At 52.7% G+C, this 12,499-nt stretch carries 12 protein-coding genes; 5 read left to right on the top strand and 7 right to left on the bottom strand.

Annotated elements, in window-relative coordinates:
- Positions 1–50 precede the first annotated feature (50 nt).
- Positions 51–962, top strand: coding sequence for a cysteine synthase CysM (cysM, locus tag ACU8YC_RS07055; RefSeq protein ID WP_151217608.1), 912 nt, complete (start codon positions 51–53; stop codon positions 960–962).
- Positions 963–1,034: 72 nt separating this feature from the next.
- Here the strand turns inward: cysM and ACU8YC_RS07050 are convergent, their stop codons facing one another.
- Positions 1,035–1,769 carry a type 1 glutamine amidotransferase gene (locus ACU8YC_RS07050; protein WP_446895141.1) on the bottom strand — a complete coding sequence of 245 codons (735 nt, stop codon included), beginning with the start codon at positions 1,767–1,769 and terminating at the stop codon, positions 1,035–1,037.
- 13 nt (positions 1,770–1,782) lie between these two features.
- Positions 1,783–3,075 (bottom strand): MocR-like B6 salvage transcription factor PtsJ, encoded by a 1,293-nt coding sequence (gene ptsJ, locus ACU8YC_RS07045; protein ID WP_151217604.1) that lies wholly within the window; start codon positions 3,073–3,075, stop codon positions 1,783–1,785.
- 82 nt (positions 3,076–3,157) lie between these two features.
- Between ptsJ and pdxK the strand changes: the two genes are divergently transcribed.
- Both pdxK and ACU8YC_RS07035 read left to right on the top strand, forming a co-directional pair.
- The gene (gene pdxK / locus ACU8YC_RS07040; protein WP_446895140.1) at positions 3,158–4,024 is read left to right on the top strand and encodes a pyridoxine/pyridoxal/pyridoxamine kinase; all 867 of its coding nucleotides are present in this window, start codon (positions 3,158–3,160) and stop codon (positions 4,022–4,024) included.
- Entirely contained in the window at positions 4,021–4,260 is a 240-nt protein-coding gene (locus tag ACU8YC_RS07035) for a cytoplasmic protein (protein WP_187258631.1), read from the top strand. The genes pdxK and ACU8YC_RS07035 overlap by 4 nt, the downstream gene beginning before the upstream one ends.
- Before the next feature lie 61 nt (positions 4,261–4,321).
- Here the strand turns inward: ACU8YC_RS07035 and crr are convergent, their stop codons facing one another.
- From crr to cysZ, 5 genes are all read right to left on the bottom strand, one after another.
- Positions 4,322–4,831, bottom strand: coding sequence for a PTS glucose transporter subunit IIA (gene crr, locus ACU8YC_RS07030; RefSeq protein ID WP_000522253.1), 510 nt, complete (start codon positions 4,829–4,831; stop codon positions 4,322–4,324).
- A 40-nt stretch (positions 4,832–4,871) separates the two neighbouring features.
- Positions 4,872–6,599: a phosphoenolpyruvate-protein phosphotransferase PtsI gene (ptsI, locus tag ACU8YC_RS07025; protein ID WP_003038080.1), complete on the bottom strand. Its 1,728-nt coding sequence runs from the start codon at positions 6,597–6,599 to the stop codon at positions 4,872–4,874.
- A gap of 45 nt (positions 6,600–6,644) precedes the next feature.
- Complete coding sequence (ptsH, locus tag ACU8YC_RS07020; RefSeq protein ID WP_003038086.1) at positions 6,645–6,902, bottom strand: phosphocarrier protein Hpr; 258 nt, start codon at positions 6,900–6,902, stop codon at positions 6,645–6,647.
- 383 nt (positions 6,903–7,285) lie between these two features.
- On the bottom strand, positions 7,286–8,257 hold the full coding sequence (gene cysK / locus ACU8YC_RS07015; protein WP_151217599.1) for a cysteine synthase A: 972 nt from the start codon (positions 8,255–8,257) through the stop codon (positions 7,286–7,288).
- A 163-nt stretch (positions 8,258–8,420) separates the two neighbouring features.
- Positions 8,421–9,182 (bottom strand): sulfate transporter CysZ, encoded by a 762-nt coding sequence (gene cysZ / locus ACU8YC_RS07010; RefSeq protein ID WP_187253521.1) that lies wholly within the window; start codon positions 9,180–9,182, stop codon positions 8,421–8,423.
- Positions 9,183–9,412: 230 nt separating this feature from the next.
- On the opposite strand from cysZ, the gene zipA reads away from it, so the two are divergent.
- Entirely contained in the window at positions 9,413–10,411 is a 999-nt protein-coding gene (gene zipA, locus ACU8YC_RS07005) for a cell division protein ZipA (protein ID WP_151217595.1), read from the top strand.
- Positions 10,412–10,482: 71 nt separating this feature from the next.
- Entirely contained in the window at positions 10,483–12,498 is a 2,016-nt protein-coding gene (gene ligA / locus ACU8YC_RS07000) for an NAD-dependent DNA ligase LigA (RefSeq protein ID WP_278238817.1), read from the top strand.
- Position 12,499: the final 1 nt, after the last annotated feature.

Here is a 12,499-nt window from a genome sequence, read left to right as displayed (position 1 = left end):
TTATCGCCCGGTAAGCGCTGCGCCCCCGGGCTTTTTTACGAGCTTAAAACGTGAACACATTAGAACAAACAATTGGCAATACGCCTCTGGTGAAATTACAACGTCTGACGCCGGATAACGGTAGTGAAATTTGGGTCAAGCTGGAAGGCAATAATCCCGCGGGTTCGGTGAAAGACCGCGCCGCGTTGTCGATGATCGTCGAAGCGGAAAAGCGTGGAGAAATTAAGCCTGGCGACGTGCTAATTGAGGCCACCAGCGGCAACACCGGCATTGCGCTGGCGATGATCGCCGCGCTGAAAGGCTATCGTATGAAGCTTCTGATGCCAGACAACATGAGTCAGGAGCGCCGTGCGGCGATGCGAGCCTACGGCGCTGAACTGGTTCTGGTGACCAAAGAGCAGGGGATGGAAGGGGCGCGCGATTTAGCCCTTGAGATGGCGCAGCGTGGCGAAGGTAAACTGCTCGATCAGTTTAATAATCCTGATAACCCGTATGCGCATTACACCACGACCGGACCCGAAATCTGGCAGCAGACGTCAGGACGTATCACTCATTTCGTCTCCAGCATGGGGACCACCGGCACCATAACCGGTGTGTCGCGTTTTCTGCGCGAGCAGGAAAAACCGGTTACTATCGTGGGTCTGCAGCCGGAAGAGGGCAGCAGTATTCCGGGAATCCGCCGCTGGCCAGCGGAGTATATGCCGGGCATTTTTAACGCCTCGCTGGTGGATGAAGTGCTGGATATTCATCAGAACGATGCGGAAAACACCATGCGTGAACTGGCCGTTCGCGAAGGCATTTTCTGCGGTGTCAGCTCTGGCGGCGCGGTGGCCGGTGCGCTACGCGTGGCGCGTGCGACGCCGGGAGCTGTGGTGGTGGCGATCATCTGCGATCGCGGCGATCGCTATCTTTCAACCGGTGTCTTTGGTGAAGAGCACTTCAACCAGGGGTTGGGGATTTAACTGGTAGGCCTGATAAGCGTAGCGCCATCAGGCAACCGCCTGGCACGATGGCTGGATAAGCTGTTGCGTGTTTTATCCAGCCTGAGATGATCCATCGTTACGTTTTTCCACCAGCTTATCAAGGAATTGCCACAGCTTCTCATTCATCTGTTGGTAATCCCATGCGCGCATCTCTTCAGCAGAGCGGATGAAACGCTTCCCTTTGGCTTCGGCCAGCTCCTGCTCTGAGTGCTGAATTAATCCTTCGACCGCTTCGGCGGTAAATTCCATATGACACTGAAAACCATAGACGAAATTACCGTATTGTACGATTTGTCGCGGGCAGCCAACGCTTGTGGCGAGAATTGTCGCCTGGTCGGTTAATCCCGGCATATCGTTGTGCCAGTGACCGACGGTAAGCGGTGAACCAAAATGGCTGAACAACGGATGCTGTTGGCCTGCTTCGGTCAGGGCGATCGGGTAGTGACCAATCTCTTTTTCCGGGCTCTGGCATACTTTCGCGCCCAGCGCTTCGCCGATTAACTGCGACCCCAAACAGATCCCCACCACGATTTTACGTGCCGCAATCGCCTGGTTGATCAGATGCTGCTCGGCCTGAGCGTCAAAGTATGGACACTCTGCAAGCGTGGTCCGGAGTGACTGCGGACCGCCAAATACCACCAGCATATCGAAGCCATCGGCGTTAGCGGGAACCTTTTCTCCGACGTAAACGTGCGACCAGGTGATGGTATAGCCGCGTGATTCGGCCCACGGCAGATACGCGCCAGCAGATTCAAAGGACTCATGAATAACAAAATGAACTCGCACTTTTTCTCTCCTGTTAGCGCTTTAGCGCCTGATGGATATCACTCGCCAGCTTATCAATGTCGCTGTCTGATAATGTTGACAGCGTAATGCGCAGGCCGTGCGCAGGGGTATTAACGCCAAATACTTCACCTTCGCGTACCAGCCAACCGGATTTTGCCAGCGCAAAAGCGGTCGCCTGGCTGTTATCTTCCAGCGGCAGCCACAGATTGAGACCATCCCCGACCGGCAGCGCAATGCCATGTTGCAGTAGGGCGGCCGTCAGCTTTTGCTGCTGGGCGGCGTAAAATTGCTGGGTTTGTGCCAGCGTATGCTGGTAATCCTTGTCACTAAGACAAGCGCAGACTAAATCCTGAAGCAAATGGCTGACCCACTGACTGCCGGAGTTGAGCCTCAAACGCAGTTTCCCGGAAGTGAGCGGATCGCTGGCCACAATGGCCAGACGTAAATCCGGGCCTAACGTTTTAGACATCGAACGGACAACAGCCCAGTGGGTGGTTTCTTTCGCAATCACTGGATACCAACGGCAAGCGGACAGCAGCGCAAAGTGGTCGTCGACGATTACCAGCGTCTGCGGATAACGGGCCAGGATTTCCTGCAATTGCGCCGCGCGGGATGCGCTCAGGCTGCATCCCGTCGGGTTATGAGCGCGCGGCGTCAGAATCACCGCCCGTGCGCCTTTCTGTAGCGCAGTTTCCAGCATGTCTGGTTGCATGCCTTCGTGGTCAACATTGACAGGGTTTGCTGAGAATCCGGCATAACGCAGCATGTTAATGCTGCTCAAAAAGCATGGATCTTCTACGACAACGCTATCACCAGGCAGTAAATGTGCGCACAGCAGACGTTCAATGGCGTCAATAGCGCCGCTGGTGATATCGATTTCTCCCTTGCCTGGGACGGCTTCCTGCATCCATTGCGTGGCCCACGCCTTAAGATCGGGGGATACGGCGGCATCGCCGTATAAACGCGGATTCTTATTTATTTTCACGAAATAACGGCTAAGGTCTGGAAGACGCGAAGGCGCTGGATTACTGCCGGAAAGATCGACAAGCGCGGTATCCGGATTGCCACCTTCCAGCGCAACGGGGGTAGAAATTTCTTTGATCACCGTGCCATTGCGTCCAAGGCTCTGCGCCAGTCCGGAGGTGACAAGGCGTTTATAAGCCGCCGCGACAGTATTACGGTTAACGTTCAATGCTGTTGCCAGTTCACGCACTGGCGGCAATGTTTCTCCTGCTGCCAACGTGCCTGTAGCGACATGTTGACGAATACTGTCAAAAATTTCGTTAGCGGTTTTTCCGTCGATCATTATTGACCTATGACAAAATGAATTTTAGCATATGACGATAATAGTGAGGCGTAAGCCCGCTGTCCAGCGAGAGGAGAGATTTATGGAGCAGGGGAGTGATATTCAGTCAGTGCTCTTCGACGACAAGCATCGGGCGCTACAGACCGATATCGTCGCCGTCCAGTCACAGGTGGTGTATGGCAGCGTAGGCAACAGCATCGCCGTTCCGGCCATTAAAGCGCAGGGATTACGCGTGACGGCAGTCCCAACGGTGCTGTTCAGCAATACCCCGCATTATGAAACCTTTTACGGCGGTATTATTCCGCCCGACTGGTTTAGCGGGTATCTCCGCGCCTTAAATGAGCGCGATGCCTTACGCGAGCTGAAGGCGGTGACCACGGGCTATATGGGTAGCGCAAAGCAAATCGCTCTGTTAGCAAAGTGGCTGAAAACGTTACAGATTACGCATCCAGGACTGTGCATATTGGTCGACCCAGTGATGGGCGATACGGACAGCGGCATGTACGTAAAAGCCGAAATTCCGCAGGCCTACCGTCAGCACCTGCTGCCGCTGGCTCAGGGGTTGACGCCGAATGTGTTTGAGCTGCAAATGCTGAGTGGAAAACCATGTAGTACGCTTGATGAAGCCATAACGGCGGCGCAATCTCTGCTTACCGAAACGCTGAAATGGGTAGTGATTACCAGTGCGCCGGGGAATACCGAAGAGATTATCAACGTTGCGGTGGTAACGGCTGAAACGGTTGAGGTGCTCGCACATCCGCGGGTGAAAACAGATCTGAAGGGGACTGGCGATCTGTTTTGTGCTGAGCTGGTGAGCGGTATTGTATTGGGTAAAAGGCTGACAACTGCGACGCACGATGCTGCACAGCGTGTGCTGGACGTGATGACGTGGACGCACCAGTGCGGTTGTGATGAGTTAATTCTGCCTCCGGCAGGGGAGGCGCGATGAAGAGTTACCGGCTGGTGGTTCGCCAGAATGGGCGTATGGTTGGACATTTTGATACCAGTGGGACAACGGCGCTGGAAGATATCTGCGTGGCGCGGGCCATGTTTGGCATTGCGGGTGGTTACGACTGTGAGCTGTTGGTGGCGGATTCGGAACGACGGGTGCTGGAGAGCGGGCCGGAGGGGATGAAAATCCTGATGCGCGAGGCGTATTATCGCCCGATGACCGCGCACATTTAATGGCGGATGAGGTGTATAAAAAAATGGCGCCAATCGGCGCCATTCTTCTCTGCGGCAAGAATTATTTCTTGATGCGGATAACCGGAGTTTCACCCACGGTCACGCTACCGGACAGTTTGATCAGTTCTTTGATTTCGTCCATGTTGGAGATAACAACCGGAGTCAGGGTAGACTTGGCTTTTTCTTCCAGCAGCGGCAGATCGAATTCAATAACCGGGTCGCCCACTTTCACGCGCTGACCTTCTTCAGCGATACGCTTAAAGCCTTCGCCTTTCAGTTCAACGGTATCAATACCGAAGTGAACAAACAGCTCAATGCCGCTGTCGGATTCGATAGAGAAAGCGTGGTTGGTTTCAAAGATTTTGCCGATGGTGCCGTCTACAGGGGCAACCATTTTGTTACCGGTTGGTTTGATAGCAATGCCATCACCAACGATTTTTTCAGCAAAAACTACATCCGGCACGTCTTCGATGTTGACGATCTCGCCAGAGAGCGGAGCAACAATCTCAATAGTTCCGGTGTCTTTCTTATCATCAGAAACCAGAGATTTCAGTTTATCGAACAAACCCATGATCTTCTCCTAAGCAGTAAATTGGGCCGCATCTCGTGGATTAGCAGATTGTTTTTTCTTCAATGAACTTGTTAACCAGCGTCATTAACTCGTCCGTTGTCGGTTGAGCAAGAGCCTGCTCTGCTAACACCTTCGCATCTTCGAAGTTCGTGTTACGGATAATCTTCTTAATGCGCGGGATAGAAATGGCGCTCATAGAGAATTCGTCCAGACCCATCCCCAGCAACAGAAGTGTAGCACGTTCGTCGCCTGCAAGCTCACCACACATGCCAGTCCATTTGCCTTCAGCATGAGAAGCATCAATAACTTGCTTGATCAGCGTCAGCACAGATGGCGACATCGGTTGGTAAAGGTGTGAAATCATATCATTACCACGGTCAACTGCCAGGGTGTACTGCGTTAAATCATTGGTGCCGATACTAAAGAAATCAACTTCTTTGGCTAAATGACGTGCAATTGTTGCCGCAGCCGGTGTTTCCACCATCACGCCAATCTCAATGCTTTCGTCAAATGCTTTACCTTCGTCGCGCAGTTCCTGTTTGTAGATTTCGATCTCTTTGCGCAGTGCGCGCACTTCTTCAACAGAGATGATCATAGGGAACATGATGCGCAGTTTGCCGAAAGCAGAGGCGCGCAAGATAGCGCGAACCTGGTCACGCAGGATCTCTTTACGATCCATGGCGATACGTACGGCACGCCAGCCCAGGAACGGGTTCTCTTCTTTCGGGAAGTTCATATACGGCAGCTCTTTATCACCGCCGATGTCCATGGTACGGACGATGACTGCCTGAGAGCCACAGGCTTCAGCTACGGCTTTATACGCAGCAAACTGTTCTTCTTCAGTCGGCAGCGATTCACGGTCCATGAACAGGAATTCGGTGCGGTACAGACCCACACCTTCGGCGCCATTACGCTCAGCGCCTTCAACGTCACGAACGGTACCGATGTTGGCGCAGACTTCAACCTGATGTCCGTCCAGCGTGATAGCGGGGAGATCTTTCAGCTTAGCGAGTTCCGCTTTCTCGGTCGCAACCTGCTCCTGAACGGCGCGCAGTTGTTCAATAACGTCGTTGGTCGGATTGACGTAAACCTGGTTGTTTACGGCATCCAGAATCAGATAGTCGTCGTTTTTAACCTGAGAGGTGACGCTACCCGTACCGACGATGGCAGGCAGTTCCAGAGAACGCGCCATGATAGAGGTATGGGAAGTCCGTCCACCCGCGTCAGTAATGAAACCCAGCACCTTGTTCAGGTTCAGCTGTGCGGTTTCTGACGGGGTCAGGTCTGCGGCTACCAGGATGACTTCTTCCTGAATAGCGCTGAGGTCGATAATTGCCAGACCCAGAATGTTACGCAGCAGGCGTTTACCGATGTCACGTACGTCGGCCGCACGTTCTTTCAGGTATTCATCATCCAGCTCTTCCAGGGCAGTGGCCTGTCCTTCGATAACTTCATGCGCAGCTGCATCAGCCGTCATGTGCTTATCTTTAATCAGGGCTATGATTTCCTGCTCCAGCTCCTCATCTTCGAGCAGCATGATATGCCCTTCAAAGATGGCTTCTTTTTCTTCACCGAACGTTTCACCAGCTTTGGTTTTGATCGCTTCCAGTTGCGCAGATGCCTTGGCACGACCGCTCAGAAAACGTTCAACTTCCTGATCAACCTTGTCGGCAGAAATTTTTTTCCGGTCAATGACGATCTCGTCTTCTTTCAGCAGCAATGCTTTACCGAAAGCGATACCCGGGGATGCTAAAATGCCTGAAATCATAACCCTACCTTACTTGTGACTGATATTTAAAAGAACTCGTTGAACTTACTCGAGTTCAGCCATCAGTTTAACCAGATGCTCAACTGCTTTCTGCTCGTCTTCACCTTCTGCGGACAGGGTAACAACGGTACCCTGAGTCAGGCCCAGAGTCTGCAGTTTAAACAGGCTTTTGGCGCTAGCGCTTTTGCCGTTGGAAGTCACAGTAATATCAGAAGTAAAGCCTTTTGCTTCTTTAACAAACTGAGCAGCAGGGCGAGTATGCAGACCGTTCGGAGCGGTAATGGTAACTTCTTGCTGGAACATTATATTTCCCCAACTTATAGGTTTAGTGTTGTGGAACTAAAGTCTAGCCTGGCGGTTCAACTTTAGCCTGTATTGTTAGCATCGGCGTAAACTGGACGCGACACAAAAGGAGTTCGGTGCAATCCGTTGCTGGCAACTTCTTGCCGCTGACGTTTCGTTCGTCATTAAACATTATGCCGCGAAAGGAAGAGTTGAACCAAATCATAAAATCGATTCAGCTAGCGCTTTTCCTGTAACGATTAATTTCGCGCATCAAAATAATTAGCTTGGTTAAATACCAGTTCTGGAGGGTTGAATCAATGCCAGGCGAGTTGAAACTTTGAAGCAGACCACAAAAAAGCACCCAAAAGGGTGCTTTTTTACGCGTTTTTAACATGCTGGCATTACTGTTGCAGTTCTTTCTCTGTGAAGAGATCGGCAAACAGTGCAGTGCTCAGATAACGCTCACCCGATGACGGTAGAATAACCACTATATTCTTATTGGTAAAGGTTTCATCTTCCTGCAGCTTAAGCGCGGCAGCAACGGCTGCACCAGAAGAGATGCCCGCCAAAATACCTTCTTCTTCCATCAGGCGACGCGCAGTAGAGATTGCCTCATCATTGGTGATGGCGACGACTTTATCGATAAGCTTCAGATCGAGGTTGCCTGGAATGAAGCCCGCGCCAATTCCCTGGATTTTATGTGGACCCGGTTTCAGCTCCTCACCCGCCAGCGCCTGGGCGATAACCGGGGAGTCGGTCGGCTCTACCGCGACGGTGATCAGATCCGTTTTACCTTTGGTGCCTTTAATGTAACGGCTTACGCCAGTCAGCGTACCACCGGTACCTACACCGGAAATAAAGACATCAACCTGACCATCGGTATCTTCCCAGATTTCCGGGCCGGTGGTTTTTTCGTGGATTTCCGGGTTCGCCGGGTTGCTGAACTGCTGCAGCAGCAGGAATTTTTCCGGATCGCTGGCGACAATTTCTTCAGCTTTCTGGATTGCGCCCTTCATCCCTTTTGCGCCTTCAGTCAGGACCAGATTCGCACCCAAAGCCTTCAACAGCTTGCGGCGCTCAATGCTCATTGTTTCCGGCATGGTCAAGGTCAGTTTGTAGCCACGGGCGGCAGCAACGTAGGCCAGTGCTATCCCTGTGTTGCCGCTGGTTGGCTCTACCAGTTCAACGCCAGGTTTCAGTACACCACGTTTTTCGGCATCCCAAATCATATTGGCACCGATACGGCATTTGACGCTAAAGCTGGGGTTACGTGATTCCACCTTCGCCAGAATGCGTCCGTTACCGATACGGTTCAGTCGAACCAGCGGCGTATGACCGATAGTCAGCGAGTTATCTTCAAAAATCTTACTCATGGCCTGTCCTTAACTGTATGAAATTGGGATACCGCTTCAGCATACCTGTTGAGAATGTATGGGGAAGTAAGGAATTCGCATATCTATATGCTGATGAGAAATAATGCTTTGCAGTATGGAATAAGAGCGGGCATAAGCCAGCCCGCTTTTACACATTTTTGCATTACTTCCATAACGCATGCTTATCACGATAGCAGTCTACCCACATCGCCGTGGCACCACAAACTGCCACCGGCATGATGAACAGATTGAGTACCGGAATCATGGTGAATAGGCTGGTCAACGCACCAAACTGCATATTGGTCACCTTACGCGTGCGCAGCGCGACGCGCATTTCCTTAAAAGGAACTTTGTGGTTATCAAATGGATAATCGCAGTATTGAATAGCCAGCATCCATGCGCTGAACAGGAACCATAGTACCGGGGCGACGGTCTGCCCAATGCCCGGAATAAAATAGAGGATCAGCAACACGAAAGCGCGCGGGAGATACCATGCCAGCTTTTGCCATTCACGTTTCATAATGCGCGGAAGGTCTTTCATGATGCCGAGAACGCCTGTATCGGGAGGCGTTGCGCCCGTCAAGCGCGCTTCCAGCTGTTCCGCCAGCAGGCCGTTAAACGGCGCAGCAATCCAGTTGGCAAGGGTGGAGAACAGGTAACCGAACACCAACAGTACGGAGAGGGTTACAATCGGCCACAGTAAATAGCTGAGCCACTGTAGCCAGTCAGGGACGTGGCTCATCAGCGCGGGGATCCAGCTACCGAGTTGAGTAAATAACCACCAGAATGCGCCGCCCATCAGCAGGATATTCACCAGTAAAGGCAGAATAACAAAACGACGAATACCCGGTTGGGTGATGAGCTTCCATCCCTGGGAAAAGTAATAAAGGCCGCTGCGAGGTACAACTGCAGATGATGAAACCATGGTCAGGACATACTCCTTGTTATAAAAGCTCTGGTAAACTTTGCGTATCTTACCGGGTTGTTGAGCGTTAAGCTGTTCGGAAATGTTCGAAAAAACAGCAAAAAGCACAATTTTGTTCATCTTTATGCTGTGAAAGCCAAGAGTACACTTGCACTTGGCGTAATCGACAAATACTCTTAGTGAGTAAATGTTTGCCGTGGTGGCAAGGTGTTAGAACAACAGAGAATATAATGATGCAGGATTTGCGTCTGATATTAATCATTGTTGGCGCGATCGCCATAATCGCTTTACTGGTACATGGTTTTTGGACTAGCCGTAAAGAGCGGTCTTCTATATTCCGCGATCGCCCACTGAAACGCATGAAGTCTAAACGTGAAGACGAGGATTCGTTCGACGACAACGTCGAGGAAGACGAAGGCGTGGGCGAAGTTCGCGTTCATCGTGTGAATCATGCTCCCGGTAATGCGCAGGAACATGGTGTTCCTCCTCAGTCGCCGCAACACCAGTACCAGCCGCCTTATGCGTCTGCTCAGCCGCGTCAACCCGCGCAGCAGCCTGCGCAAGCGCCGGTACCGCCGCCGCATGTTCAACAGCCGCAGCCTGTGCAACCGCAGCAGCCGGTGCAACATCAGCCTGTTCCGCAGCAACCTGTCCAGCAGCCGATGCAGCATCAGCCCGTTGCGCCTCAGGTCCAGCAGTCCGTGCAGCCAGCGCCGCAGACCTTCCAGCCAGCAGAGCCTGTCGTTGAACATCAGCCGCAGCCTGAGCCGGTCGTTGAAGAAGCGCCTGTTGCTGAAAAACCGCAGCCTAAAGAGACGGTCATCATTATGAACGTTGCGGCTCATCATGGCAGCGAACTCAACGGAGAAGTGCTGCTCAATAGCATTCAGCAGGCCGGTTTTAAATTTGGCGATATGAATATTTTTCATCGTCATTTGAGCCCGGATGGCAGCGGTCCGTCGCTGTTTAGCCTTGCTAATATGGTTAACCCGGGGACATTTGACCCCGAAATGACAGGCGACTTCAGTACTCCTGGCGTAACTATTTTTATGCAGGTTCCGTCCTATGGGGACGAGCTGCAAAACTTTAAGCTGATGCTGCAGTCAGCACAGCACATTGCCGATGAAGTTGGCGGTGTGGTGCTCGACGATCAACGTCGCATGATGACGCCGCAGAAACTGCGCGAGTATCAGGACCGCATCCGCGAAGTTAAAGAATCTCGCGCCTGATTTTCCTCTGGCGTGACATCTCCTTGCTAAACCCCCGCCTGTCGGGGGTTTTTTATCATTGATGGTGCGATATGGAATCAATCGAACAACAACTGACTGAACTGCGAACCACGCTTCGCCATCATGAGTATCTCTACCATGTGATGGACGCGCCGGAAATTCCCGATGCGGAATACGATCGTCTGCTGCGCGAACTCCGCGAGCTGGAAGCGCAGCATCCGGACCTTATTACACCCGACTCGCCAACACAACGCGTTGGTGCCGCTCCGTTAACGGCGTTCAGCCAGATTCGCCATGAAGTGCCCATGCTGTCGCTGGATAACGTATTTGATGAAGAGAGTTTTCTCGCCTTCAACAAACGCGTACAGGATCGGCTAAAGCGTACGGATAAGCTGACCTGGTGCTGTGAGCTGAAGCTTGACGGGCTGGCGGTGAGTATTCTCTACGAAAACGGTGTACTAGTTAGCGCCGCAACGCGCGGCGATGGCACCACCGGGGAAGACATCACCTCAAACGTGCGTACCATCCGCGCGATCCCGTTAAAACTGCACGGCGATAACATTCCGACACGTCTGGAAGTGCGCGGTGAGGTGTTCCTGCCGCAGGCCGGATTTGAAAAAATTAACGACGAAGCCCGCCGCACTGGTAACAAAGTGTTTGCTAACCCACGTAACGCGGCGGCTGGGTCATTGCGTCAGCTCGATCCACGTATTACAGCGAAGCGACCGCTTACTTTCTTCTGCTATGGCGTTGGCGTACTGGAAGGCGGTGAGCTGCCTGATACCCATCTGGGTCGTCTGCTGCAATTTAAAGCGTGGGGACTGCCGGTGAGCGACAGAGTGGCGCTTTGCGACTCTCCGGAGGAAGTACTTGCTTACTATCATAATGTTGAAGAAGACCGACCGACGCTGGGATTCGATATTGACGGCGTGGTGATCAAAGTCAACTCCATGGCCTTGCAGGAACAACTGGGTTTTGTTGCCCGCGCGCCGCGCTGGGCGGTGGCCTTTAAGTTTCCGGCTCAGGAGCAGATGACCTTTGTCCGCGATGTTGAGTTTCAGGTTGGACGTACAGGGGCAATTACGCCCGTTGCCCGCCTTGAGCCAGTGCAGGTGGCCGGGGTGCTGGTCAGTAACGCAACGTTGCATAACGCTGACGAAATAGAACGGCTGGGTTTGCGTATTGGCGACAAAGTCGTTATTCGCCGTGCGGGCGATGTCATCCCGCAGGTGGTGAATGTCGTACTTTCCGAGCGTCCGGAAGATACGCGCGAAATCGAGTTTCCAACCCATTGTCCGGTTTGTCACTCTGATGTTGAACGGGTGGAAGGCGAAGCAGTTACTCGTTGTACCGGAGGTTTAATCTGCGGGGCGCAGCGTAAGGAATCGTTGAAACACTTCGTTTCTCGCCGGGCGTTGGACGTTGACGGCATGGGCGACAAAATTATCGATCAACTGGTTGAGAAAGAGTATGTCCACACGCCTGCGGATCTCTTCACGTTGACCGCCGGTAAGCTGACCGGTCTTGATCGAATGGGGCCGAAGTCGGCGCAAAACGTAGTGAATGCGCTGGAAAAAGCGAAAGAGACCACATTTGCTCGTTTCCTCTATGCGCTGGGTATTCGTGAAGTCGGCGAAGCTACAGCTGCAGGTCTGGCGGCATATTTCGGCACGCTTGAGGCGTTGGAAGCGGCCTCTATTGAAGAGCTGCAAAAAGTGCCAGATGTCGGCATCGTGGTAGCGACGCACGTGTTTAATTTCTTCGCCGAAGAAAGCAACCGTGAGGTGATAGTGCAACTTCTGGCGCAAGGGATCCACTGGCCTGCGCCGGTGGTTATCAACGCTGAAGAAATCGACAGCCCGTTCGCAGGCAAAACGATTGTGCTGACCGGGAGCCTGAGCCTTATGTCGCGCGATGATGCCAAAGCTCGACTCACCGAGCTGGGCGCAAAAGTGGCGGGGAGCGTGTCGAAGAAAACCGATCTAGTGATTGCTGGGGAAGCGGCGGGTTCGAAGCTGGCAAAAGCGCAGGAGTTGGGCATTGCAGTGATCGACGAAGCTGAAATGATCCGCTTGCTGGGTGCTTGAG

It is taken from the genome of Citrobacter sp. VF227 (assembly GCF_052950715.1).
The sequence above is the reverse complement of the archived record's forward strand: the minus strand, read 5'-3'. Positions and strand labels throughout refer to the sequence as shown.